This window comes from Rathayibacter caricis DSM 15933, from assembly GCF_003044275.1.
Classification (GTDB): domain Bacteria; phylum Actinomycetota; class Actinomycetes; order Actinomycetales; family Microbacteriaceae; genus Rathayibacter; species Rathayibacter caricis.
In genome coordinates, this window is the sequence record NZ_PZPL01000001.1 from 1,622,497 (window position 1) to 1,646,821 (window position 24,325).

Genomic DNA, 24,325 nt, shown 5'->3' on the forward strand with positions numbered 1-24,325 from the left:
CCCGCTGCGCGGGCTACTCGACCAGCAGGGGGGCTTCCCCGTGCCTGCCGGTCGAGTAGCCGCCGGAGGCGGCGTATCGAGACCCACCGCCTCCGGAGTCGGCGCTACGCCGTCAGCGCGACCGCCGTCCACGACACCGGGGGCAGCGTCACCGTGAGGGTGCCGTCCGAGAGGGAGGCGTCGACGGCGTCGCGCAGGCCCACGCGCTCCTGGTCGTCCTTCGTGTTCTTCGCGTAGGGGTCCTCGTCGAAGAGGGCCACCGCCTCCGCGATGCTCGAGACGCCCAGGCCCGACACGTCGACCGTGACCGTGATCGACTCCGTCTGCGAGCGGTTCACGAGGAAGACCGACGAGCGGTCGCCGTCGTGCGTCGCGACGGAGTCGACGAGCGGAGCCTCGCCGTGACGGGCGGTCGAGTAGGTGCCCGCCTCGATCCGGGGCTTGAGCACGGTGCCGGAGGCGAGACGCGCGGTCGTCGAGAACGGGAAGAACGTGGTCTGGCGCCACGCCGCTCCGCCCGGCTCGGTCATGATCGGCGCGATCACGTTGACGAGCTGCGCGAGCGACGCCGACGTGACGCGATCGGAGTGCTTCAGCAGCGTGATCATCAGGTTGCCCAGCACGACCGCGTCGGCGACCGAGTAGACGTCCTCGAGCAGGCGGGGGGCGTAGGCCCACTCGCGGGTGCTCTGGTCGCCCTCGGCGTCGGCCTTCTCCTTGGCCTGCCACTCCTCGAGGTACCAGATGTTCCACTCGTCGAAGGACAGCATGATGTCCTTCGTCTTCTTGAGCTTGTACTTCACGTGGTCGGCGGTCGCGACGACCGTCGCGATGAAGTACTCCATGTCGAGGGAGGAGGCCAGGAACGAGCCCAGGTCTCCGCCGTACTCCTGGTAGTAGGCGTGGCACGAGACGTACTCGACGTCGTCGTAGGTGTGCTCGAGGACCACGCGCTCCCACTCGCCGAAGGTCGGCATGCCGGATCCGGACGAGCCGCAGACCACGAGCTCGAGCGACGGGTCGGCGATCTTGAGCGCCTTGGCGGTGCGGGAGGCGAGCTTGCCGTAGTCCTCCGCGTTCATGTGGCCGACCTGCCAGGGGCCGTCCATCTCGTTGCCCAGGCACCACATGCGGATGTCGTAGGGCTCGGTGCCGCCGTTGGCGATGCGCTGGTCGGCGAGTGCGGTGCCGGCCGGTCCGTTGGCGTACTCGAGCACGTCGAGCGCCTCGAGGACGCCGCGGGTGCCGAGGTTGACCGCGTACATGATCTCGCTGCCGGTGAGCTCGGCCCAGCGGGCGAACTCGTCGAGTCCGACCTCGTTGGTCTCGAGCGAGTGCCAGGCCAGGTCGCGGCGGCGGGGGCGCTCGGAGCGCGGGCCGACCCCGTCCTCCCAGCGGTAGCCCGAGACGAAGTTGCCGCCGGGATAGCGGATGGTCGTGCTGCCCAGCTCCTTCACCAGGTCCACCACGTCGAGGCGGAAGCCGTCCTCGTTCGCCGTGGGGTGCCCGGGCTCGTAGATGCCGTCGTAGACGCAGCGTCCGAGGTGCTCGACGAACGAGCCGAAGATCCGCGGATTCACGGGGGCGACGACCGCGGTGGGATCGAGGGTGATCCGGGCCGAGGAGGTGGACGGGACGGCGCGGGGAGCGTCGGTCATGACAGGGCCTTTCTGAGGCGGTGACGGGCCCCTCCTGTTCCGGAGGGGAGTGGTGCGCGGGTGCGGCCGGTCACTTGACCGAGCCGATGGACAGCCCGCCCTGCCAGTACTTCTGCAGGGTGAGGAAGGAGACGATCAGCGGGATCACCGAGATGAGGGCCCCGACGATCACGAGGTTCCACAGCGACTGCCCGCCGGTGTTGACCGACGCCTGGGTCTGCCAGGTGCCCAGGCCCACGGTGACGGGGAAGAGCTGCGAGTTCGAGAGCATCACGAGAGGGAGGAAGTAGTTGTTCCAGGTTCCCACGACCGACAGCAGCAGCACCGTCACGAGCGCGGGGCGCAGCAGCGGCAGGGCGACGCGGAAGAAGACCGTGATCTCGCCCGCCCCGTCCATCCGCGCGGCGTCGAGCATCTCCTCCGGCACCGCGTCCTGCGTGTAGACGCGCATGAGGTAGACCGCGAACGGGTTGAGCATCGAGGGCAGGATGACCGCCCACATGGTGTTGGTGAGCTGCGCGGCGCTGAACATGACGAACAGCGGGATGACCAGGGCCGTCGCCGGCACCATCACGGAGCCCAGGACCAGCGAGAAGAAGGCGTTGCGGCCCTTGAACGCGTACGCCGCGAAGCCGTAGCCCGCGAGCACCGACAGGACCGTCGCTCCGAGACCGCCGACGAAGGCGTAGAGGAACGAGTTGCCGAGCCACTTCCAGTAGAGCCCGTTCGAGTAGGTGAACAGCGAGCCGATGTTCGTGAAGAACTCGAAGGAGTCGCCGAACCAGAGAGGGCTGACGGTTCCGGAGAAGAGGCCGACCTGGTCCTTCGTCGACGCCACCACGAGCCACCAGAACGGCAGGGCGAAGTAGACGACGAAGGCGAGCAGGATCACGTGGGGGAGCAGCTGGCGTCCGCCGCGGCGGCTGCGGGCGCGGACGGCGTCGTCGCGGCGCTGCGCGCGGACGCGCTTGGGGGCGAGTTCGAGGGTGCTCATGAGAGTCCGTTCCGCTTCTTCGTGGCCGCCAGGAACAGGTACGACCCGACGAACACCACCAGGCCCAGCGCGAACGAGATCGCGGAGGCGTAGTTGAACTGGTTGTAGGAGAAGGCGAGCGTGTAGGCGTAGATGTTCGGCGTGTAGGACGCGTCGATCGAGCCGGACGCCAGCGAGCGCAGGATCTGCGGCTCGGTGAAGAACTGGAGCGTGCCGATGAGGGCGAAGACGAGGATCAGCACCATCGAGGAGGAGATCATCGGGATCTTGATCCGCAGCGCCGTCTGGATCGCGCTCGCGCCGTCGAGGCGGGCGGCCTCGTACACGGCGGGGTCGATGCCCTGCAGTGCCGCGTAGATGATGATCATGTAGTAGCCCGCCCACTGCCAGGTGACGACGTTGACGAGGCTGCCGAAGATCGACTCCTTGCCGAGCAGGTTGGGGGCGTCGAGGCCGAACCAGCCGAACACCTCCGAGGCGGGGCCGAACGAGGGGCTGTAGAGGAAGCCCCACATCAGCGCGCCGATGACGGCCGGGACCGCGTAGGGCACGAAGATCATCAGCCGGGCGAAGCGCGAGAACCGCGAGGTGAGCGCGTCCAGCATCAGCGCGGCGATCAGCGAGACCAGCATCTGGATCGGGATCAGGATGAACGCGAACCGGACGACGAGCCAGACGCCCTCGAGGAAGAGGGGGTCCGAGAACGCCTTGGCGTAGTTCGCGAACCAGACCCACTCGGTGCCGGTGGCGACGGTCTTGTTCTGCAGGCTCAGGATGAACGAGTAGATCAGGGGCGTGATCAGGAAGACCACGAGGAAGACGCCGAAGGGGGCGACGAAGACCCAGCCCCAGCGGGCGCGGCGCGAGGCGACGACTCCGGTGCGGGGCTTCTTCGTGCGGCGTTCGGCGGTGGCGGCGGGCGCGGGGACGACGAGGTTCGACATGGTGCTCCTTCGAGACGGGACGGGGCGGCCGCCGCCCTCGCGGACGGCGGCCGCCGGTCGTCAACCGACCGTGTAGCCCTGACCGGCGGCGTAGTCGCTGACCGCGGTCTGGTAGGTCGCGAGGGCGTCCTCGACGCTGGACTCGCCGCTGTTGACCGCGTTCACGGCCTCGGTGAGCTTGTCGTAGGCGAAGTTCTGGAACGGCGAGACCTGGAAGCCCTGGTACTCGGTCGCGGCGGTGAGGAAGACGTCCTTGTTGATCTGCTGACCGCCGAAGAAGTCGTACTCGAGGTCCGCGAAGTAGTCGGACTCGAGGATCGGCTTCCAGAGCGGGAACAGCGCGCCCTTCTCGATGCCGATCTTCCAGGCCTCCTCGGTGCCGAAGATCTCCTTGGCGACCAGGGCGGCCGCCTCCTTGTCCTCGGCCTGCTCGGTCACCGCGAACGCGGATCCGCCGATGTTGATCTGGGTCGGCTCCTCGCCCTCCCACTGGGGGACCGGAGCGGCGCGCCACACGGCGTCGGGGTCCGCGCCCTCGAAGCCCTGCAGGTAGCCGGGCAGCCAGGCGGCGGCGATCACGGAGGCGTAGGTGCCGTCGACGAGGTGCGTGTTGTAGTCGGTGGTCGAGCTGTCCTCGGTGCCGACGAGGCCCTTGGTGACGAGGTCGTTCCAGTAGTTCATGACCTTGGCGCTGGCCTCGTCGTCGAGGTCGACCGTGACGTCGGTGCCGTCGACGGTGTAGGGCACGGAGCCGGCCTGCGCGAAGAGCGCCTGCTGGTACGCGCGGCCGTTGCCCGCGTAGTCGGTCATCAGGGTGCTGGAGCCGGCGTCCTTGAGCGCCTGCGCGGCGGCCGCGTACTCCTCCCACGTGGTGGGGACGGGGATGCCGTACTCGTCGAGGATGTCCTGGCGGTAGAGCATGCCGACGGGACCGCCGTCGACCGGGATCGCGTAGGTGGCGTCGCCGCTGGAGACGTCGGCCCAGGCGCCCTCGGAGTAGTTCTGCTGCACGTCGGACGCGCCGTACTCGTTCAGGTCGACGAGGGCGTCCTGCGGGATGTAGCTCTGCACGACCTCGCTCTCGAGCATGACGACGTCGGGGGCGCCCGAGCCCGCCTGCACGGCGGTGGTGAGCTTGGTGTACTCGTCGTTGCCGGCGCCGGCGTTGCTCCAGCAGATCTGGACGTCGTCGTGGCTGTTGTTGAACAGGTCGACCACGCCCTCGAACTCGGGGTACCAGGCCCACATCGTGACGACCTTCGCGTCCTCGTTCACGATCGTGTTCTCGCAGTTGGCGGCGTCGCTCCCGGCGGAGCAGCCCGTGAGAGCAGCGGCGGAAGCCGCGACGGCCACCCCCGCAGCCAACAGTCTCTTCGAATGACGCGTCATTGCGTTTCCTTTCGGATGCGGCCGTCGTCGGCCTGAGGAGGGTTCCACGCGGGAGCGGGGAGGTTCTGCAGCGTGTCCCCGACGTTTCTACAACGATGGAGACAACGTTGTAGAGACGATGATGCGGAGTCGCCGCGGCGCTGTCAAGAGCGGCTCGCCGAGCGGCCCGAGCGGTGTCCGCCCAGCCGGCCGTGCTGAACTGGGCGGGTGGGAACGATCGACGCGTGCCGCCTCCTCGCCGACCGGGTGGAGGCGCTCGCCGCCTCCGATCCGCCGCCCAGGGCCCTGATCCGCGCGGTGGCGCGCGACATCGCCGGCATCCGGGGCGGGCTCCTCGGGCCACTCGATCTGCTGAGCGGGGGACGCAACCGGATCCGCGGCCGCGGCTTCGCCGAGCCGTACGACGACGACACCCGCGGGCAGGCGCGCCACTTCGCGGGCGTGGCCGGAGCGACGCTCCACCTCGGCGGTCCGCTCGCGCACCTGCTCCTGCGCACGGTCGGCGGCGACGCCGCGGGCAGCGCCGACGACCGCCTCACCCGGCGGGCCGTGGAGTGGAGCCGGCTGCTGCGGCGCGGCCTTCTGCCGGTCGGCGACGCGGGGGAGTGGATCCGCCGCGAGATCTGCGACTGCGCCTGAGCGCTCAGGCGGGAGCGCTCGACTCCCGCGCCACCACGGAGAACGCCGCGGTGCGCAACCGGTGCGGACCGGTCTCGGTGCCGTCGATGCGCGCCTTCAGCACGTCGACCGCCGTCTGGGCGATCTCCTCCCGCCCCGGGTCGATCGAGGACAGGCTCGGGACCGAGTAGCGCGACTCGTCGATGTCGTCGAAGCCGATCACCACGACGTCGCCGGGCACGTGCCGGCCCGCGTCCTGGAGGGTGCGGATCGCGCCGAGCGCGAGGGTGTCGTTGAACGCGAAGACGGCGTCGAAGTCGACGCCCGACTCGATGATGCCGCGCATCGCGACTGCGCCGTTGGCCCGGTGCCAGGGGCCGGAGTAGCCGATCAGCCGTTCGTCGTAGGGCACGCCCGCCGCCTCCAGCGCCTGCTCGTAGCCGCGGGTGCGGAGCACGGCCGAGCCGACCTCCTCGCCGGCGTGCGCGCCGAGCGCGACGATGCGCCGGCGTCCGCTCTCGAGCAGGTGCTCCGTCGCCGCGCGGGCCGCCTCGACGTTCTGCATCGTGACGTGGTCGACGCGCTCGGTGAAGATGCGCTCGCCGAGCAGGACGAGCGGGTAGTCGACGGCGAGGGCGGGCTCGTCGGTCATGTCGATGCCGAGCGGGCTGAAGAGGAGGCCGTCCGTCAGCTGGCGGCGCGGAGAGCTGAGGACGCTGCGCTCGCGGGCGGGATCGGCTCCGGTCTGCTCGATCAGCACAGTGAGCCCGCGGCGGTCGGCGGCGCGCATCACGCTGTCGGCGAGCTCGGCGAAGTAGGCGAGGCTGAGCTCGGGGAGCGCCAGGCCGATGACTCCGGTACGGCCCCTGCGCAGGCTCCGCGCCGAGAGGTTGGGGCTGTAGCCGAGCTCCGCGATCGCGGCCTCGACCTTCTCGCGCGTGGCCGGACGGATGTGCGGATAGTCGTTGATGACGTTCGAGACCGTCTTGATCGACACTCCGGACGCACGCGCGACGTCGTGCAACGTGACCGCCATCGGTCCTCCTCCGCTCGGGGGTGCGCCCAACCTACAACGTTGTACCACCGCGCGTCCCGCGGCGTCCTGTTCTCGCGGGACACGGTGTCGCGGCGAGTGTGCGGCCCGGGCGGAGTGGAGGCCGCGCTGTCGTGTCGCGGCCGGGCAGCGGAGGGCGGGTCCTGCACGCTGGAGACTCGACGAGAGGGGGCGCGATGGACGCGCGCGAGCACGAGGTCCGCCGGCGGATGGACGCCCACGAGCTGTACACCGATGCGGGCGAGGGGCTCGCGGCGCTCGAGGAGGAGCGGATCCGCGGCAAGGAGCTCGCGCACGCCTACAACGCGACCGGGCCGCGCGAGGCGGGGGAGCGGCGCCGGCTGCTGCACGAGCTGTTCGAGTCGGTCGGCGAGGGCGTCTGGGTCGAGCCTCCGCTGCACGTCGCCTACGGCAACCGGGTGCGGCTGGGCGAGAACGTCTACGTGAACTTCGGTCTGACGCTCGTCGATGACGTCGAGGTGGTGATCGGCGACCGGGTGATGATCGCTCCGAACGTCACGATCAGCACGACCGGGCACCCGGTCCACCCGGAGCTGCGCCGCGACGGCACGCAGTTCTCGGCGCCGGTCGTGATCGAGGACGACGTCTGGATCGGGGCGGGCGCGATCCTGCTGCCGGGCGTCGTGGTCGGCGCGGGCTCCGTCGTGGCCGCGGGTGCGGTCGTGACGGCGAGCGTGCCTCCGCTGGTCGTCGTCGGAGGAGTGCCGGCGCGCGTGCTGCGGGCCATCGGCGACGAGGACCGGGAGTGGGAGTACCGCGCGCCGCGGGTGCTCGGGTGACGGGGGAGCGAGCTGCCCGGCTGTGCAGGGCGACCAGCCCTGCTGATCGAGTAGGCCGCGGAGGGGGGCGGACCTGCCTGCTGATCGAGTAGGCCGCGGAGCGGCCGTATCGAGATCCGCGGTGTCGGGCGGTGGTGGGTCTCGATACGCCCCTGCGGGGCTACTCGACCAGCAGAGGGGGCGGACCTGCCTGCTGATCGAGTAGGCCGCAGAGGGGGGCGGACCTGCCTGCTGATCGAGTAGGCCGCGGAGCGGGCGTATCGAGATCCGCGTGCTCGGGAGGGGGCGTTCTCCCGGGCTCGGTAGGCTCCGCGGGTGACCCGCTCCCGCCTGATCCTGCTCGACATCGACGGCACGCTGATGGACGGCGGCGTCGTCGCGCCCTCGGCCGCCGAGGCCGTGGCGGGCGCCCGCCGCAACGGGCATCTGGTGCTGCTCGCGACCGGACGCTCGCGTCCCGAGATCCCGCAGAAGGTGCTCGCCCTCGGCTTCGACGGAGTGGTCTCGGCCGCCGGTGGGTTCGTCGAGCTCGACGGCGAGCTCGTCTCGCGGAGCACGATGCCGGCGGACGCGGTGCGCGAGATCGTCGACTTCTTCGAGGCGCACCGGATCGAGTACACGCTGCAGGCGCACGACGCCGTGTTCACGAGCGGCGGGCTCGCGGCGCGGGTCGCCGAGCTGCACGCGCGGCGGGGCGAGACGGTGGAGCCGGTCGTCGAGACGCCGCGCGGCCCGGTGCCGACCGAGGGGATCGCGAAGGCGACGTTCTTCGGCGACCACGACGACACCTTCGCGGTGGTGCGCGACGGCCTGGGCGAGCGCTTCCACGTGGTCACCGGCACCATCCCGTACCTCGGGCACGCGGGCGGCGAGGTGAGCCTGCCCGGCGTCGACAAGGGCGCGGCGCTCGTCGCGCTCGCCGAGCGGCTGGGGCGGGCGGTCGAGGACACCGTGGCGATCGGGGACAGCTCGAACGACGTCGAGATGATCACCGCCGCCGGGCTCGGGATCGCGATGGGCAACGCCACCGACGACGTCCTCGCGATCGCCGACGACGTGACGACGTCGGTGCACGAGGACGGCGTGCGGACGGCGTTCCTCCGTCACGGCCTGATCTGAGGCGGCCCCGATCCTGCAGGGCCGCCTCCGCGGATCAGGTGTACCAGGAGGGCTCGGGCACGTCGCCCAGCAGGGCGAAGACGCCCACCTCGCGTCGCTTGTACGCGATCGGATCGTGCAGCGAGTGGGTGCGGAGGTTCCTCCAGTAGAGGTCGAGTCCGACCGTGTTCGCGCTCGCGCGGGCGCCGGTCAGCTCGAAGACGCGGGTCGCCGTCTCGAGTCCGTCCTCGACGATGCGGGCCTTGGCCGCCGCGACGCGCACGGCGATCTCGCCGCGGCGGCGGGGAGTGAGCTCCTCGCGCGGGGCGTGCAGCACGGCCGACAGCTCGGCTCCGGTCGCGTCGATCAGCGCCTCGGCCGCCCAGAGCTTGGCCTGCAGATCGCCGTAGCCCTCGAGGAGGTACCACTCGTCGGTCGCGCGCTCCTTGTCGTCGCCGCCGTACGGCCAGGCGCGAGTGCGCTCGCGGGTGTACCGGGCGGCGTGCTCCAGCGCGCCCTGCGCGATGCCGAGGTAGAACTCGGCGAAGACCTGCTGGATCGTCGGCACGTTCAGCGAGTTGTAGACGAGCGGCTGGAACACGCGGTCGACGAAGCCGGCGGCGGCGGCCCACGGCACGCGCACGTCGCGGATCTCGACCGAGCCCGACTCCGTGAGGCGCTGGCCGAGGCTGTCCCAGTCGCGGCCGAAGACGATGCCGTCCTGCGCGGTCGGCACGATCGCGAAGACGTGCGTGTCCGTGCCCTCGAGGATCCCCTCGAGCACCGTCAGGTCGCTGACCACGCCTCCCGTCGAGAACGACTTGCGGCCAGAGAACACGAGCTCGTCGCCCTCCTCGCGGATCGAGAGGTCGGAGTCGCGCGGGTTCACGGCGCCGCCGTAGAGCAGGTTCCCCTCGGTGGCGAGCTGCTCGACGGCCGCGATCTGCTCAGGGGTGCCGACGAGTCGCGCCGCCCACGCCCAGAGGTAGTGGTAGCCGAGCAGCTGGCCGATCGAGCCGTCGGCGCGCGCGACGGTGCGGATCACGCGCAGCGCGGTGGTCCACTCCTGGCCGCCGCCGCCGTGCTCGCGCGGGCCGAGCAGGGTGACGAGCCCGGCATTCTTCAGCAGGGCCACCTCGGTGAAGGGCGCGGCTCCGGCGCGGTCGCGCTCGAGGGCGTTGACGGCGAGGACCGAGGCGACCTCGTCGGCACGGGCGATCCACTCCGCGGGAGAGGCGGGGCGCGGGGCGCCGGACCAGCGGTCGGTGAGCGGGTCGCCCAGCGCGGTGGCGCGCGCGGCGGGCTCGTGGCCGGTGGGCGGGGTGGTGGTGCCGGTGGGCGTGGGAGCGGAGGGGTGCTCACGGTGGTCCTCTCTCGAACGGTGCGGCGACTCTCGCAGCCGGGCGCGGCGGACGCACCGCGTGCGTCGGGCAGTGACGGCGTGTGACTCCGGGTGTCGTCGCGGGCGGTGGAGCGGCCGTGATGAATCGATGCGCTGCCGATTTTGACAATCGTTATCAATAGTCGCTACCGTGAAGTCACCCCGACCGTCCGACTCCGGACTCAGATTGGCTCTCCGTGACGACCCGCACCCGCACCCTCTCCGCTGCCGCCCTCGTCGGCGCCGCGGCCCTCGCCCTCTCGGCCTGCTCCGGCTCCGGCTCGGCGAGCGACGACTCCGGCCTCGTCTCGATCGTCGCCTCGACGAACGTGTACGGCGACCTCGCGCAGAGCGTCGGCGGCGACCTCGTCGAGGTGACGAGCATCATCGACAGCCCGGAGAAGGACCCGCACGAGTACGAGGCCACCGCGCGCGACCAGCTCGCCGTCTCGGACGCGCAGCTCGTGATCGAGAACGGCGGCGGCTACGACCCCTTCATCGACACGATGATCGACGCGTCCGGCTCCGAGGCGCCCGTCGTCACGGCGACCGTCGTCGCCGGTCTCGAGGACGAGCACGCGCACGAGGAGGAGTACTCCGACGAGGAGGGCGCCGAGGAGGAGGGTCACTCGGACGAGGACGGCCACGAGCACGCCGCCTACAACGAGCACGTCTGGTACGACCTCGCCGTCGCCCGCGACGTCGCGACCGGGATCGCCGACGAGCTCTCGAGCATCGACCCCGACAACGCGTCGACCTACTCCGCCAACGCCGAGGTGCTCGCCGCCGACCTCGACGCGCTGATCGAGCGCGAGCAGGAGCTCAAAGGCACCCTCGAGGGCCGCTCCATCGCGATCACTGAGCCGGTGCCGCTGTACATGACCGAGGCGCTCGGCCTCGTTGACGCGACTCCGGAGGAGTTCAGCGAGGCGATCGAGGAGGGCACCGACGTGCCCGCCACCCTGCTGCAGGAGACGCTCGCCCTGTTCTCGGACGGCGCCGTCGACGCCCTCGTCTACAACGCGCAGACCTCCGACGCGCAGACCGAGGCGGTGCTCGAGGCGGCGAAGTCGGCCGGGATCCCCGAGGTCGCCGTCACCGAGACCCTGCCCGACGGCGACGATTACGTCGGTTGGATGACCGCGAACCTCGACGCCGTCGAGGGGGCGCTCTCGTCGTGACGCCTCCGTCCCCGATCGATCGGCCCGCCTCCCCGGAGGCGGGCCTTCCGGCGTCTCCGGCCGTGCTGCGGATGCGCGGCGCGGGCCTCCGCTTCGGCTCCCGCGAGCTGTGGGGCGGAGTCGACCTCGACGTGCAGGCGGGCGAGTTCGTCGCCGTGCTCGGCGCGAACGGATCCGGCAAGACCAGCCTGCTGAAGGCGGTCCTGGGCCAGCAGCCGTTGAGCACGGGCGAGCTGCAGGTGCTCGGCGCCCCCGTGCACCGCGGCAACCGCCGCATCGGCAATGCGCACATCGGTTATGTCCCGCAGCAGAAGCTCGCCGACGACGGCACTCCGCTGCGCGCCCGCGACCTCATCGGGCTCGGGATCGACGGCCACCGATTCGGATTGCCGCTGCCTTCTCGCGCCCGCCGCGAGCAGGTCGACGCCCTGCTCGCCGCCGTCGGGGCGACCGACTACGCCGACGCCCCGCTCGGCAGCCTGTCCGGAGGCGAGCAGCAGCGCGTCCGCGTCGGCCAGGCCCTCGCGGGCGACCCGGCGCTCCTGCTCTGCGACGAGCCTCTGATCGCCCTCGACCTCGCGCACCAGCGCGCGGTCAGCGAGCTGATCGACCGGCACCGGCGGGAGCGCAACCTCGGCGTCCTCTTCGTGACGCACGACGTGAATCCGGTGCTGCGGATGGTCGACCGCGTGCTGTACCTCGCCGGCGGTCGGTTCCGCATCGGCACGCCCGACGAGGTGCTGCGATCGGAGGTCCTCAGCGATCTGTACGACGCGCCCGTCGACGTGATCCGCGCCCGCGGCCGGATCATCGTGGTCGGCGCCCCCGACCACTCGCACGTGCACGAGCACGAGGCGGAGCACCGGCACGGATCGGAGCACCGGCACGAGCCCGAGCGCCGGCGCGAGCACCGCCACGACACCCCGGAGGAGCGCGCCTGATGGACGACGTCTGGTCGCAGATCTTCGACTTCTCGGACTACGGAGCCCTGCTGGCGCTGCTGCGGAACTCGGTCATCGCCGGCGCCGTCCTCGGCGTGGTCGGCGGGCTGATCGGCGTCTTCGTGATGTCGCGCGACATGGCCTTCGCGGTGCACGGCATCAGCGAGCTGTCCTTCGCGGGCGCCTCCGCGGGACTGCTGCTCGGGATCGGAGTGGTGCAGGGCTCGATCGTCGGCTCGCTCGTCGCGGCGCTGCTGATCGGCCTGCTCGGCTCCCGGGCCCGCGATCGCAATTCGATCATCGCTGTGCTCATGCCGTTCGGCCTGGGCATCGGGATCCTCTGCCTCGCGCTCTACCCGGGGCGCAGCGCGAACAAGTTCGGCCTGCTCACGGGGCAGATCGTCGCGGTCGACGACCCCCAGCTCGGCTGGCTCATCGCGATCTCGGTCGTCGTCGTGATCGGCCTCGCGCTGATCTGGCGCCCGCTGACCTTCGCCAGCGTGGACGCCGACGTGGCGGCGGCCCGCGGAGTGCCGACCCGAGCGCTCTCGATCGTCTTCATGCTGCTGCTCGGGCTGGCCGTGGCCGTGTCGGTGCAGGTCGTCGGCTCGCTCCTGGTGCTCGCGATCCTGGTGACGCCGGCCGCCGCCGCCCTGCGGATCTCGGCGTCGCCGGTGATCGTGCCGCTGCTGAGCACGCTCTTCGCGGTCGGGTCGCTGGTCGGCGGGATCCTGCTGGCGCTGGGCGGCTCGGTGCCGATCAGCCCGTACGTGACGACGATCTCGTTCACGATCTACGTCGTCTGCCGGATCGCCGGGCGGCGGGGAGTCCGGCGTCGCCGCTCACCGGCGCTCGCCGGGGCGGGGGTATAGCGTGGCCCGGGTCGTGAGACGGGAAGGTGGTCCGGTGGTCAAGCGGAACACGTGGCAGAGGGAAGCGGTGCGCGAGGCGCTGACCGGGCGCGACGACTTCGTCAGCGCGCAGGGGCTGCACAGCGCGCTGCACGCGTCCGGATCGCCGATCGGCCTGGCGACGGTGTACCGCGCGCTCGCCGACCTCGCGGTCGAGGGCGAGGCCGACTCGCTGCAGTCGCCCGACGGCGAGAGCCTCTACCGGGCCTGCACTCCGGGCACGCACCACCACCACCTGATCTGCCGGCGCTGCGGGCTGACCGTGGAGATCGCGGCCGACGAGGTCGAGACCTGGGCGCGCTCCGTCGCGGGCCAGCACGGCTTCACGGACGCGCACCACGTCGTCGACGTGTTCGGCCTCTGCGCCGAGTGCACGCGGGCGACCGCGGACTGACGCGCTCCAGGCCGGCGGTCGGCTGCTACGCCGGCAGGAAGACGCCGGCCGCGCGGTCCTTCACGACCGCTCCAGCGGGCAGGACCCGGCCGCTCATCGCGACGTAGACGCCCGGCGGCAGCAGCTGCACAGCGGCCACCGCGGCGCCGAGGTTGAAGGACGCGTCGCTGTCGCGCATCCGCGCCGGCTGCATCGCTCCGGTCAGCACCACCACGCGGTCGCGGACGGTCCCGATCGCCTCGGCCGTGGCGGTCATGGTGTCGGTGCCGTGCGTGAGGACGATGCGGTCCTCCTCCGCCTCGAGGACCCGCTGCCGGATGAGGGCGCGATCGTCGTCGTCGAGGTCGAGGCTGTCCTTCGCGAGCACTTCCTCGATGCGGAACTCGAGCGTCGAGAGCACGGGCTCGAGCAGGCGCGGGACGGTCGGCGCGCCGATCACGAGCTCGCCCGCGAGCGAGTACTCCTTGTCGATCGTGCCGCCGGTGGTGAGGACGAGGATGCGATCTGTCACTCCCTCACAGTAGGGCGGGCCTCCGACACGGGGCGCGCGGGCCGCATGTCGTCGGATCCGGCTAGAGCTCGTCCGGCCGGGCGGGAGCCGGCTGCCGGGGGATCGCGCGATGGCCCCAGCGGTTCCACGCCGCGATGTAGATGGCGAGTCCGGTGACGAGCCCGGCGATCACCCACAGCACGACGAGGTAGTCGATCCACGAGCCGACCGGCGGCGAGCCGGGGAGGAAGTTCCGCAGCGGGATGACCGCGAAGAGCATGGCGCCGATCCAGCTGGTGAGGGTCGCCTCCACCCTCCGGCGGCCGGTGTAGGCGCTGATGGCGACGAACAGGACCAGCACCGGGGTGACCGCCATCATCCCGAGCAGCACGATCCCGAACGCGACCGTGCTCGCCGAGCGGGTCGCGGTGATGATGACCGAGGTCAGCGCTTCATCGCCGTCGGCGGTGGGCACGCTGTCGCCGGGCTGCGCGGCCGTCACGGTGTTCAAGTGCCACCCCGGCACGGAGTCGTCGATGCAGACCCGGGTGGGCACCGCGGTGTGCTCGTGGTCGTCGTGATCGTCCTCGCCGAGGAAGGCGAACGTCGTCAGGTCGGCCCGGTAGCTGTCGAAGGGCCACTCCTCGACGGTCCCCTCGGCGAAGTCCGACTGCACGGAGCTGTCGAGCACTTCGCCCGCCGGGAAGGTCAGGACGCTCGGCCCGTCGACCGGGAAGGTCACCAGGCTGATCGTCTCCTCGGCCGTGTACCCGTCGGAGGAGGTCAGGCCCTTCGAGGGCACCAGCGTCATCTGGAACTCGAGCCGCTGGCGGGCCGCGTCCACCTCCGCCGGCTGGAGCTTCACGGTGACCGGGTCGGCGCCCGCGATGACCGTCTCGCAGCCCTCGCTCGAGTCCCGGATGCCGCCCGCGTACGTCAGCACGACCGTCGCGTACACGAGGACCGCCGCCAGGACGGCGAGGAGGACCGGCCATCGACGGCGCCGGGGACGGGGACGCGGGCCGGTCATCTGCCGAGCATAGGGGGCTGCCCGACCCGGCCCCCCGACCCTCAGCCCTTGACCGCTCCCGCGCTCAGCCCCTGCACGAGGAACTTCTGCACGTAGGCGAACAGGACGACCACGGGGACCACAGCGATCACCCCGCCGGCGGCGAGAGCGCCGAAGTCGGTCCCGAACTCGCCCAAGAGGTAGCTCAGACCCACGGGGATCGTGAACTGGTCCTGGCTCGAGAGGAACATGATCGCGAAGAGGAAGTTGTTCCACGCGCTGATGAAGGCGAACGACCCGACCGCGACGATGCCCGGCCGCAGCAGCGGCAGGACGATCAGGCAGAACGCCCGGACGCGTCCGCAGCCGTCGACCCAGGCCGCCTCCTCCAGGTCGATCGGCACGTTCCGGATGAAGCCGGACATCAGGACCAGCGAGAGCGGCAGGTGGAACACCGTGTCCGAGATGATCAGGCTCCAGAGCGAGTCCGTCAGCCCGAGGCCGTTGAAGACCTCGAACAGGGGGATGAGCATCATCGCCCCGGGGATGAACTGGGTGCAGAGCATCACCAGCAGGAAGGCCGACTTGCCGCGGAACTGGAACCGCGCCAGACCGTAGCCGCCCAGGAGCCCGATGAGGGTGGAGACGACGAGGCTGGCCACTCCGACCGAGAGGCTGTTGACGAAGTAGATCCCGAAGCCGGAGCCGTTCCACACCGTCACGAAGTTGTCGACGGTCAGCGGCCACGGGAGCAGCGACGTCGATCCGGCCGGGCGGAAGGCGAAGAGCAGCATCCAGTAGAACGGCACGAGCGTGAAGACGAGGGCCACGGCGAGCGGACCGCCGAGCAGGAGCCGCTCGCCGATCCGGCGGCGGCTCGCCTTCCGCTGGTGCGCCCGCTCCTCGACGGGGATCGCGGGGGCGAGGGGGCGTTCGAGTGTCGTGGTCATGACTGGTCCCGTCCGAACTTGCTGACTCTGAGGTAGGCGACGGTGAAGACCGCCAGGATGACGAAGGCGACCACCGTGAGCGCGGATCCGTAGCCGAAGTCGCGGTCGTGGATCGCGGTCTGGGCGACGTAGAGCGGGAGCGTGGTCGTGGAGCTCGCGGGCCCGCCTCCGGTCAGGGTGTAGAGGAGGTCGACGTTGTTGAACTCCCAGATGGCGCGCAGCAGGGTGGCCAGGATCACCGCCTGCCGGATGTGCGGCCAGGTGATCGAGACGAACTTGCGGATCCGGCCGGCGCCGTCGACCTCGGCCGACTCGTAGAGATCGAGGTTGACCGACTGCAGATCGGCCAGGATCAGGATCGCGAAGAAGGGCGCGCCCTTCCACAGCTCCGCGAGCACGACGGCCCAGAAGGTGGTGTCCTCGTTCGCGAGGAGGGACGTGCCGTAGCTCCCGATGCCGAGGTCGGCGAGGTAGCGGCCGACGCCCGTGGACGGGTTGTAGATCAGCAGCCAGATCGTGGTGGTGAGGATGCCGGCGACCGCCCAGGGCGAGAAGACCAGCGCCCGCACGATCGCGCGTCCGCGGAAGCTCTGGTTGATGAGCAGGGCGAGGGCGAGGCCGAACACGAACTGGAGGCCCACCTCGACGACCACCCAGCGCACGGTGAACCAGATGCTGCGCCAGAAGAGCGGGTCCTGCGAGATGGCGACGAAGTTGTCGAGCCCCGCGAAGCCGTTGTAGATCGGCAGCGTCACGTTGTAGTTCTGCAGGCTGTAGTAGAAGACGCTGAGCACCGGGTAGAGGAGGAACACCACGACCAGGGCGACGGCGGGGGAGATGAGCGCGTAGGGGTACCAGGCCGTCGAGCGCCGCCGTCGGGGGGCGGTGGGTCGAGCGGCGGACCGTCGGGGGACGGGCGGGGAGGAGGTCGTCATCGTCGGATCCTTGCGATCGGGGGCGGGCGCGACCGGCGCGCCCGCCCGGAGGGGGCGACTAGTCGGTGGCCGCGTCATAGCGCTGCTGGGCCTCGGTGAGCGCGTCGGCCCAGGTGCCGAGGAAGTCCTCGACGGGGAGCTTGCCCTGGAGCACGAGCTGCCAGTCCGGCTGCATGTCGGAGGCGGTGATGGAGGTGAACTCCGGGAGGTAGAACGGCTGGTCGAGGACCACCGAGTCGGGGGAGGCGCTCGCCGCGGCGGCGGCCGCGATGGCCGGGTTCTCGGCGACCCAGTCCTGCTCGGCGACGGCCGTGTTGCCCGGGATGTAGCCGGAGGCCTGCGCCCAGAACCCGTTGCCCTCCTCGCTCATCGTGAACTCGAGGAACTTCCAGGCCGCCTCCTGGTGCTCGCTGGCCTGGAACATCGCGAAGCCGGTCGTCATGCGCCCGGTCAGGACCTGCGTGCCGTCCTCCGCGGGGAACGGGACGGCGGCGCCGATCGCGTCGGCTCCGACGGCGGCGACGAGGGTCGGGTAGGAGCCGATGCTGTGGCTGAGCATCGCCGTGCTCCCCGCGCCGAACTGGGCCACCATCGTCTTGAAGTCGGCGGTGAGGTCGCTCTCGGCGGTCGTCGCGCGATAGAGGTCGACGTACTTCTGCGCCGCGTCGACCACGGCCGGGTCGTCGAGCGTGGACACGCCGTCCTCGTCGAAGAAGGTCGACACCCCGGCCTGCGGGTAGACCATCTCGACGAACTGCGAGAAGAACCCGGTGCCGCCGCGCAGCGTGTAGCCGAACCGGCCCGAGCCGGCGTCGGTCAGGGTCTGCGCCGCCTCGAAGAAGTCGTCCCAGGTCTCGGGGGTGTCCAGCCCCGCCTCCTCGAACCAGTCCTTCCGGAAGTAGACGGTGTCGGCGAGGCTCGTGGCGGGAGCGAGGTACAGGGCGCCGTCGGGTGACGCAGCCTTCGTCGACGCGACCATGGTCTCGTCGATGCGGTCCGCCCATCCGCCCTCCTCGAAGCGGTCGTCGAGCGGCGCGAGGGCGCCCTGTGCGACCAGGGCGGACAGGTCGGACGCCTTGGGCGTGAGCAGATCCGGCGTCGAGTCGGTCGCGAGGGCGGTGCCGATCTTCTGCATGTACGAGTCGGTCGGCAGGCCGAGGTAGTCGACGGTGATGCCCGGGTTCTCGGCCTCGAACATCGAGATGAGCTTCTCGAGGTTCGCCGTCCGCTCGGGGCGGGTGTCGGTGTCCCAGAGCTCGAGGACGATCGGGTCGTCGGGGGAACCGGTCGCGCCGGTGGAGGCTCCTCCCGCGCAGGCGGTGAGGGCGAGGATCGGGAGCAGCGCGAGGCCCGCGAGAACGCAGGGTCGGGGCCGGGGAGACAGACGCATCATTGCGAATTCCTTTCATCGAGCGACATCGGCGCCGCTGGAACATCATATATTAGACACAATGCGCTACTCTGGCGGAAGACGTCGAAGGGAAATCCATGAACACCGCACCGAAGCAGTCGCCTCAGGCACCGCTCTCCCGCACGGCCTTCGTCGCGCAGGAGCTGCGCCGCGCGATCCTCGCCGGGGAGCTGTCCGCAGGGCAGGCCCTCGTCGAAGCCGATCTGGCCTCGACCTTCGCCATGTCGAAGACACCGGTCAGAGAGGCCCTGAAGACCCTCGCCGGGGCCGGGCTCGTGACGATGAACGAGTACCGCGGCGCCTCCGTCCGCGTCGTCGACGCCGCGCTCGCGCGCCAGGTGTTCGACATGCGCCTGCTCCTCGAGCCCGCGGCGGTCGAGCGGGCGGTCGAGGCGGGCTTCGACACCGCTCCCGCTCGCGCGGCGCTCACCCGCGCCCAGGAGGCGGACGGCGCGGGGGAGCGCAGCCTCGAGAACCGCGACTTCCACCGGCTCCTCTACAGCGCCTGCGGCAATCCGCTGCTCATCGCGACCCTCGACGGTCTGCGCGACCAGACCGCGCTGATCACCGTCACCGCGTGGCGCAACTCCATCTCGTGGCGGCACGAGGCGGGCGAGCACCTCGCGATGCTCGAGGCGGCGGAGCGGGGCGACGCCGACGAGGCGCGCCGGCTCGTCGAGTCGCACGTCGACAGCTTCGCGACGCGTGCCCTCGCCCAGCTGGAGGTGCAGTCGTGAGCGCGCTCGACGCCGGGCTGCTCGCCGCACGGGCGAGCCTCTCGGACGTCGTCGCGATCCCCGTCACGCCGTTCCGCGACGGGGTCCTGGCGCTCGACGTCTACGCCGCACTCCTCGAGCGGCTGCTCGACGCGGGAGTGCGCGTCCTCACCCCCAACGGCAACACCAGCGAGTTCTACGCCCTCCGGCCCGAGGAGCGGCGCGAGCTGCTGGCCGTCACCGGCGAGCTCGCCCGAGGCCGCGCGGCGGTCCTCGCCGGAGTGGGCCTCGATGTCGCGACCGCCGTCGCCGACGCGCGGCTCGCCGCGGAGCACGGGGCGACGATGGCGATGATCCACCAGCCCGTCCATCCCTACGTCTCGCGCGCCGGCTGGATCGGCTACCACGCCGAGATCGCGGCGGCGGTGCCCGGTCTCGGGATCGTCCTCTACGTGAAGAGCACGACCGTGGACGGCGGGATGATCCGCGAGCTCGGCGAGCGGGCCTGCAGCGTCATCGGCGTGAAGTACGCCGTGCCCGATCCGGTGCACTTCGCGAAGGTGCGGCGGGAGGCGGGAGCCGAGCGCTTCACCTGGATCGCCGGTCTCGCCGAGCCGTACGCCCTGTCCTACGCTGCGCACGGGGCGACCGGCTTCACCTCGGGGCTCGTCACCGTGAACCCCCACCTGTCGCTCGACCTGCGCGACGCCCTGCGACGCGGCGACCTGGAGGCCGCTCGCACGATGGTCGACAGCATCGCCGCCTTCGAGGAGCTGCGCGCCGCGAACACCAACGCCGACAACGTCAGCGTCATCAAGGAGGCGCTCGAGCAGCTCGGCCTCGCCTCGGCCGAGGTGCGCGCCCCCAGCTCGCCCCTGACTCCGGCCGGCCGGGAGGCCGTGAGCGGGATCCTCGCCGAGTGGGCGCTCGAGCGCTCGCTCCTCGCCCCCGGCGCGCGCGCCCTCGCCACGACCTGACCCGATCCTCGACCCGGAAGGAGCAGCGTTGCTTCCCCACGACCTCGCCGTCCGCTCGACGGAGCCGGCCACCGCCGCCTCCGAGCGCAGGACCCGCTACCGCTGGACCATCGTCGGATTCTCGGCGCTCGGACTCACCATCGCCTACCTCGACCGGGCCGCTCTCAGCGTCGCCCTCCCGTTCATGGCCGAGGAGTTCGCCATCGGCCCGGCGGTCCAGGGCCTGCTCCTCTCGTCGTTCTTCTGGACGTACGCGCTGTTCCAGCTGCCGTCGGGGTGGCTGCTCGACCGCTTCGGACCCCGGGTGATCTACCCGCTCGCGGTCGGCTGGTGGTCGGTCTGGACCACCCTGACCGCCTTCGCGACCGGTGTCGGGTCGGTGATCGTGTTCCGCCTCGGGCTGGGCATCGGCGAGGCGCCCGTGCAGCCGGCGAACATCACGATCGTGTCGAAGTGGTTCCCGCGGCGCGAGCGGGCCTTCGCGTCGAGCCTGTTCGACATGGGCCAGCAGATCGGCACGGCGCTCTCGGTGCCCCTGGTCACCGCCCTCGCGCTGCTCGGCGGCTGGCGGCTCGCCTTCGTGGTCATCGGAGTCGCGGGACTGCTCTGGATCGTCGGCTGGCTGACCGTGTACCGGGCCCCCGAGAAGCACCCGCGCGTGAACGCGGCGGAGCTCGCGCACATCGTCTCCGATCGCGGGGAGGCGTCGACCGGCGACGGAGCGGGCCGACCGTGGCGGGCGCTGCTGCGCGACAACCAGGTCTGGGCGCTGACCCTCGGCTACGTCTTCCGCTCGCTGGCCGGTGCGTTCTTCCTCACCTGGTACCCCAGCTACCTCCTGAACGACCGCGGTCTGACGAAGGAGGAGTTCGGCCTGGTGGGAGCGCTGCCCGCGCTGATCGCCATCGCCGCAGGCATCGCGGGCGGCGTCGTGTCCGACCGGATGCTCGCCGCCGGACTGTCGACGAACGTCGCCCGCAAGGTACCGATCCTCGCGGGGCTCGTGCTGAGCGCCTGCATCGGATTCAGCCCGTTCCTCGAGAGCAACGTGCTCGTGATGGTGGTGCTCACCGCGTCCAGCGCCGCGCACTCGTTCGCGGGTGCGGCGATCCTCAGCCTGCCCGCCGAGGTGGCCGCATCGCCCGACACCGTCGGCTCCGTCGCCGGCTTCCAGAACTTCGGATCCCAGCTCGGCAATCTCATCAGCCCGATCGCGATCGGAGTCGCCCTGGCGGCGACGGGCGGCTCCTACGTCGGGCCGCTCGTGTTCGCGGCGGCGAGCTGCCTCGTGAGCGCGGCGATCTACGGGTTCTGGGTGCGCATCCGGCCGCTCGTCCCGAACCCCGCCCCCACCACCGACGGAAGGATCCCGCGATGACCCGCATCGACCGCATCCGCACGTATCTGCAGCGGGTGGGGGACCGGCCGCGCGTCCTCGTCAGGATCACCACCGACGACGGGCTGGACGGGTGGTCGGAGGTCTACAACCACGGCCCCGACCTCGCGTTCCCGCCGATGATCGAGTACTTCGCGCACCAGTTGCGCGGCTGGGACGCCAACCGGACCTCGGCCGTGAACCAGTTCCTCCTCCAGTCCTCCCGCTTCCCGCCGGGAGCGATGGGACTCGCCGCCATCGCCGCCATCGACCACGCGCTGTGGGACATCGCGGGGAAGGCTGCCGGTCTCCCCGTCTACAAGCTGCTGGGAGGAGCGGTGCGCGACCGGGTCCGCGTCTACGCGGGGCTGTACTCCGCCCCGGACCCCGCCGAGCTCCTCGACCGCACGCAGCGCCTCCATGCCGAGAACGGCTTCACCGCCTTCAAGCTCAGTCCCTACCGCGTCGACCTGCACTCGACGCGGTTCGGGCTGGTCGCAGCCGAACTGGGCCGCTACTTCGGCGAGGTCAGGGAGAGCCATCCGGACCACTGGGAGTTCGCCTTCGACGCCCACGCCTGCCTGTGGGAGCCGCGGCAGGCGGTGGAGCTGGGAGCCGCGCTGGCGCCGAACGAGCCGCTCTTCCTCGAGGAGCCGATCCGTCCCGAGCACCTGCCGGCCTGGAGCCGGCTGCGCTCCGAGATCGCCGTGCCGCTCGCCACGGGCGAGTCGCTCTACACGCCGCACGAGTTCCTGGGTCTGCTCACCGCTCAGGGCGCCGACATCGTGCAGCCGGACATCTGCGTGGTGGGAGGGCTGACCCAGATGATCCGGATCGCCCACCTCGCCGAGGCGCACTACGTGCCCGTCGCGCCGCACAACCCGCTCGGCCCGCTCGCCACCGCCGCGAACCTCCACTTCGCGGCGGCGACCGTGAACTTCTCGATCCTGGAGTTCAAGCCCGACCCCGTGTCGTGGTGCCGGGAACCGTACGAGCCGGTCGACGGCCACCTCGAGCTCCGGCCGGACCGGCCCGGCTGGGGGATCGAGATCGACGAGGACGCCCTGCGCACGGACGACTGGATCCGCTGGGACCGCCGAGTACCCGTCAAGCCCGACGGCTCGACGGCGTGGATGTGAGGAGAACCATGAGCACTGCACCGACCACGATCGACGACCGCACGCGACTGCGGCCCGGCGACGACGACAGCGCAGCGGTCGCCCGGGCGGTCGCCACGGCCGTCGCGGCGAGCGAGCGGCTCGCTCGGATGCCGCGCGCGGACCGGGCGCGGCTCCTGGAGCGGATCGCCGACGGCCTCGAGGAGCGGCGCCCCGACATCGTGCGCACCGCCGATGAGGAGACCGCCCTGGGGGCGGGACGCCTGAACGGCGAGCTGACCCGCACCGTCTACCAGCTCCGCTTCTTCGCGGACGTCGTGCGGGACGGAGCGCACCTCGAGGCGATCATCGACCACGAGGGCGACACCCCGATGGGTCCCCGACCCGACCTGCGGAGGATGCTCGTCCCCCTCGGTCCGGTGGCGGTCTACGCGGCGAGCAACTTCCCGCTCGCGTTCTCGGTCGCCGGAGGGGACACCGCCGCGGCGCTCGCGGCGGGCTGCGCGGTCGTCGTGAAGGCGCATCCCGCTCACCGCCGCACGAGCGAGCTCGTGCACTCGGTCCTCACGGCGACGGCGGAGGACGCCGTCGGACTCGTCCACGGATTCGAGGCGGGTCTCGACCTCGTCCGGGCGCCGGAGATCCGCGCCGCGAGCTTCACGGGCTCTCTCGCCGGCGGTCGCGCGCTCGCCGATCTCGCCGCGGCGCGACCGGCTCCGATCCCGTTCTACGGAGAGCTCGGCAGCGTGAATCCGATGCTCGTGACGCCCGCGGCGGCGCAGGCCCGGGCGGAATCGATCGGGGAGGGGCTCGCCGCCTCCGTCGCCCTCGGTGGGGGCCAGTTCTGCACGAAGCCCGGGGTCGTGCTGGTCCCGGCCGGTCCGGCGGGCGATGCGCTCGTCGACCGGCTCCGGGACTCGCTCGCCGCCGTCGAGCCGCACCCCGCGCTGACGCCGGGGATGGCGGCGTCGTACGCGGAGGGCGTTCGCGAGCGAGCGTCCGAGCGAGGCGCGGAGCTGCTCCTGCGCACACCCGCGCCGGAGGGGTCGACCGGCCCCGCCCTGCTCGAGGTCCCGGGCGGCGACCTCCCGCCCCTGCTGCGCGAGGAGTGCTTCGGTCCGGTGGCCGTCGTCTCGCGCTACCGCGACGACGCGCACGCCGCGGCGATCGCGCGCACCCTGCCCGGAACGCTGACGGCGTCGCTGTTCGTCGCGGACGGCGACGACGGCGTCCCGCTCGCCCGCGCCGCGCTCTCGGCGAGTGCCGGCCGGATCCTCTACAACGGCTTCCCGACCGGGGTCGCCGTGGCCTGGGCGCAGAACCACGGGGGCCCCTGGCCCTCGACCGACTCCACGCACACGTCCGTCGGAGCGACCTCGGTGCGCCGCTTCCTCCGGCCGGTCGCCTGGCAGAACGCCCCGACCAGCGAGCTGCCGGTGGAGCTGCGCGACGGCGAGTCGGACATCCCGCGCCGCGTCGACGGCGTCCTGGTGCTGGGGACGAGGGCGGCGGTTCCTGCGAGCCGGACGTGATCCTGCGGCCGGAGGCGCCTCCCGCCGCCCCGGCGCGGCACGATGGAGGGATGTCACGCGTCTCCGCCCTGTCCGTCGCCCGCACCGGGGCCAAGCTGCTGCTCGGCTCCGCCCTCGTCTTCGCCGGGGTGAGCCACCTCACCCGCGCGCGCGAGGAGTTCCAGGCGCAGGTGCCGGAGTGGGTGCCGCTGGACAAGGACACGGTCGTGCTGGCGTCGGGAGTCGTCGAGATCGGCCTGGGAGCGGCACTCGTCCTCTCTCGCCGCACCGCGCCGCTCGTGGGGAACGCGGCCGCCGCCTTCTTCACTGCGATCTTCCCGGGCAACGTCTCGCAGTACCTCACGAAGACCAGCGCGTTCGGCCTCGACACCGACCGCAAGCGCGCGGTGCGGCTGCTCTTCCAGCCGGTGCTGGTGGCCTGGGCGCTGTGGTCGACGCGGCGTCCGTGA

General features: G+C 71.4%; 24 protein-coding genes. 13 read left to right on the forward strand and 11 right to left on the reverse strand.

The genetic code is table 11. The features are described from left to right. Positions 1-104 precede the first annotated feature (104 nt). The 4 genes from arfA to C1I63_RS07400 form a co-directional block, all read right to left on the reverse strand. Entirely contained in the window at positions 105-1,658 is a 1,554-nt protein-coding gene (arfA, locus tag C1I63_RS07385) for an arabinosylfuranosidase ArfA (protein ID WP_107574353.1), read from the reverse strand. Positions 1,659-1,728: 70 nt separating this feature from the next. Further along, positions 1,729-2,652: a carbohydrate ABC transporter permease gene (locus C1I63_RS07390; protein ID WP_107574354.1), complete on the reverse strand. Its 924-nt coding sequence runs from the start codon at positions 2,650-2,652 to the stop codon at positions 1,729-1,731. Next, positions 2,649-3,596: a carbohydrate ABC transporter permease gene (locus C1I63_RS07395; RefSeq protein WP_055785988.1), complete on the reverse strand. Its 948-nt coding sequence runs from the start codon at positions 3,594-3,596 to the stop codon at positions 2,649-2,651. The genes C1I63_RS07390 and C1I63_RS07395 overlap by 4 nt, the downstream gene beginning before the upstream one ends. A 60-nt stretch (positions 3,597-3,656) precedes the next feature. After that, the gene (locus C1I63_RS07400) at positions 3,657-4,949 is read right to left on the reverse strand and encodes an ABC transporter substrate-binding protein (RefSeq protein WP_055785991.1); all 1,293 of its coding nucleotides are present in this window, start codon (positions 4,947-4,949) and stop codon (positions 3,657-3,659) included. A gap of 243 nt (positions 4,950-5,192) precedes the next feature. Here C1I63_RS07400 and C1I63_RS07405 point away from each other — a divergent pair, with 243 nt between their 5' ends. Then, positions 5,193-5,624, forward strand: coding sequence for a hypothetical protein (locus C1I63_RS07405; RefSeq protein WP_107574355.1), 432 nt, complete (start codon positions 5,193-5,195; stop codon positions 5,622-5,624). A gap of 4 nt (positions 5,625-5,628) precedes the next feature. On the opposite strand, the gene C1I63_RS07410 is transcribed toward C1I63_RS07405, so the two are convergent. Next, on the reverse strand, positions 5,629-6,639 hold the full coding sequence (locus tag C1I63_RS07410; RefSeq protein ID WP_107574356.1) for a LacI family DNA-binding transcriptional regulator: 1,011 nt from the start codon (positions 6,637-6,639) through the stop codon (positions 5,629-5,631). Between the two features lie 194 nt (positions 6,640-6,833). Here C1I63_RS07410 and C1I63_RS07415 point away from each other — a divergent pair, with 194 nt between their 5' ends. Continuing rightward, positions 6,834-7,457: a sugar O-acetyltransferase gene (locus C1I63_RS07415; RefSeq protein ID WP_107574357.1), complete on the forward strand. Its 624-nt coding sequence runs from the start codon at positions 6,834-6,836 to the stop codon at positions 7,455-7,457. A gap of 315 nt (positions 7,458-7,772) precedes the next feature. Further along, a complete protein-coding gene (locus C1I63_RS07420; RefSeq protein ID WP_107574358.1) occupies positions 7,773-8,576 on the forward strand; it encodes an HAD family hydrolase in 804 nt (267 codons plus the stop codon). A gap of 34 nt (positions 8,577-8,610) precedes the next feature. Here C1I63_RS07420 and C1I63_RS07425 read toward each other — a convergent pair whose 3' ends face one another. After that, the gene (locus C1I63_RS07425; protein ID WP_107574359.1) at positions 8,611-9,837 is read right to left on the reverse strand and encodes an acyl-CoA dehydrogenase family protein; all 1,227 of its coding nucleotides are present in this window, start codon (positions 9,835-9,837) and stop codon (positions 8,611-8,613) included. Between the two features lie 296 nt (positions 9,838-10,133). On the opposite strand from C1I63_RS07425, the gene C1I63_RS07430 reads away from it, so the two are divergent. From C1I63_RS07430 to C1I63_RS07445, 4 genes are all read left to right on the forward strand, one after another. Beyond that, entirely contained in the window at positions 10,134-11,117 is a 984-nt protein-coding gene (locus tag C1I63_RS07430; RefSeq protein ID WP_107574360.1) for a metal ABC transporter solute-binding protein, Zn/Mn family, read from the forward strand. 71 nt (positions 11,118-11,188) lie between these two features. Beyond that, positions 11,189-12,058 carry a metal ABC transporter ATP-binding protein gene (locus C1I63_RS07435; protein ID WP_107575777.1) on the forward strand — a complete coding sequence of 290 codons (870 nt, stop codon included), beginning with the start codon at positions 11,189-11,191 and terminating at the stop codon, positions 12,056-12,058. Next, positions 12,058-12,930, forward strand: a complete 873-nt coding sequence (locus C1I63_RS07440; RefSeq protein WP_055786014.1) for a metal ABC transporter permease — start codon at positions 12,058-12,060, stop codon at positions 12,928-12,930. The genes C1I63_RS07435 and C1I63_RS07440 overlap by 1 nt, the downstream gene beginning before the upstream one ends. Before the next feature lie 34 nt (positions 12,931-12,964). Then, a complete protein-coding gene (locus C1I63_RS07445; protein WP_055786018.1) occupies positions 12,965-13,363 on the forward strand; it encodes a Fur family transcriptional regulator in 399 nt (132 codons plus the stop codon). A 25-nt stretch (positions 13,364-13,388) separates the two neighbouring features. On the opposite strand, the gene C1I63_RS07450 is transcribed toward C1I63_RS07445, so the two are convergent. The 5 genes from C1I63_RS07450 to C1I63_RS07470 all read right to left on the reverse strand — a co-directional run bounded on the left by C1I63_RS07450 (position 13,389) and on the right by C1I63_RS07470 (position 18,140). Continuing rightward, positions 13,389-13,874 carry an asparaginase domain-containing protein gene (locus C1I63_RS07450; protein ID WP_107574361.1) on the reverse strand — a complete coding sequence of 162 codons (486 nt, stop codon included), beginning with the start codon at positions 13,872-13,874 and terminating at the stop codon, positions 13,389-13,391. A gap of 61 nt (positions 13,875-13,935) precedes the next feature. After that, positions 13,936-14,883: a DUF4436 family protein gene (locus tag C1I63_RS07455; RefSeq protein WP_107574362.1), complete on the reverse strand. Its 948-nt coding sequence runs from the start codon at positions 14,881-14,883 to the stop codon at positions 13,936-13,938. Positions 14,884-14,924: 41 nt separating this feature from the next. Then, complete coding sequence (locus tag C1I63_RS07460; RefSeq protein WP_107574363.1) at positions 14,925-15,812, reverse strand: carbohydrate ABC transporter permease; 888 nt, start codon at positions 15,810-15,812, stop codon at positions 14,925-14,927. Then, positions 15,809-16,747, reverse strand: coding sequence for a carbohydrate ABC transporter permease (locus tag C1I63_RS07465; RefSeq protein WP_107574364.1), 939 nt, complete (start codon positions 16,745-16,747; stop codon positions 15,809-15,811). Before C1I63_RS07465 ends, C1I63_RS07460 begins: the two co-directional genes overlap by 4 nt. A gap of 58 nt (positions 16,748-16,805) precedes the next feature. Beyond that, positions 16,806-18,140 (reverse strand): ABC transporter substrate-binding protein, encoded by a 1,335-nt coding sequence (locus C1I63_RS07470; protein WP_107574365.1) that lies wholly within the window; start codon positions 18,138-18,140, stop codon positions 16,806-16,808. A 95-nt stretch (positions 18,141-18,235) separates the two neighbouring features. Between C1I63_RS07470 and C1I63_RS07475 the strand changes: the two genes are divergently transcribed. The 6 genes from C1I63_RS07475 to C1I63_RS07500 are packed head-to-tail and all read left to right on the forward strand — an operon-like array spanning position 18,236 to position 24,325. Further along, entirely contained in the window at positions 18,236-18,895 is a 660-nt protein-coding gene (locus C1I63_RS07475) for a GntR family transcriptional regulator (protein ID WP_055786039.1), read from the forward strand. After that, positions 18,892-19,851, forward strand: a complete 960-nt coding sequence (locus C1I63_RS07480; protein ID WP_211315590.1) for a dihydrodipicolinate synthase family protein — start codon at positions 18,892-18,894, stop codon at positions 19,849-19,851. Before C1I63_RS07475 ends, C1I63_RS07480 begins: the two co-directional genes overlap by 4 nt. Before the next feature lie 28 nt (positions 19,852-19,879). Further along, positions 19,880-21,229 (forward strand): MFS transporter, encoded by a 1,350-nt coding sequence (locus tag C1I63_RS07485; protein ID WP_170116344.1) that lies wholly within the window; start codon positions 19,880-19,882, stop codon positions 21,227-21,229. Further along, the gene (locus tag C1I63_RS07490) at positions 21,226-22,365 is read left to right on the forward strand and encodes a mandelate racemase/muconate lactonizing enzyme family protein (RefSeq protein WP_107574367.1); all 1,140 of its coding nucleotides are present in this window, start codon (positions 21,226-21,228) and stop codon (positions 22,363-22,365) included. Before C1I63_RS07485 ends, C1I63_RS07490 begins: the two co-directional genes overlap by 4 nt. Before the next feature lie 8 nt (positions 22,366-22,373). Beyond that, positions 22,374-23,876, forward strand: a complete 1,503-nt coding sequence (locus tag C1I63_RS07495; protein WP_107574368.1) for an aldehyde dehydrogenase family protein — start codon at positions 22,374-22,376, stop codon at positions 23,874-23,876. A 50-nt stretch (positions 23,877-23,926) separates the two neighbouring features. Continuing rightward, entirely contained in the window at positions 23,927-24,325 is a 399-nt protein-coding gene (locus C1I63_RS07500; protein ID WP_055786051.1) for a DoxX family protein, read from the forward strand.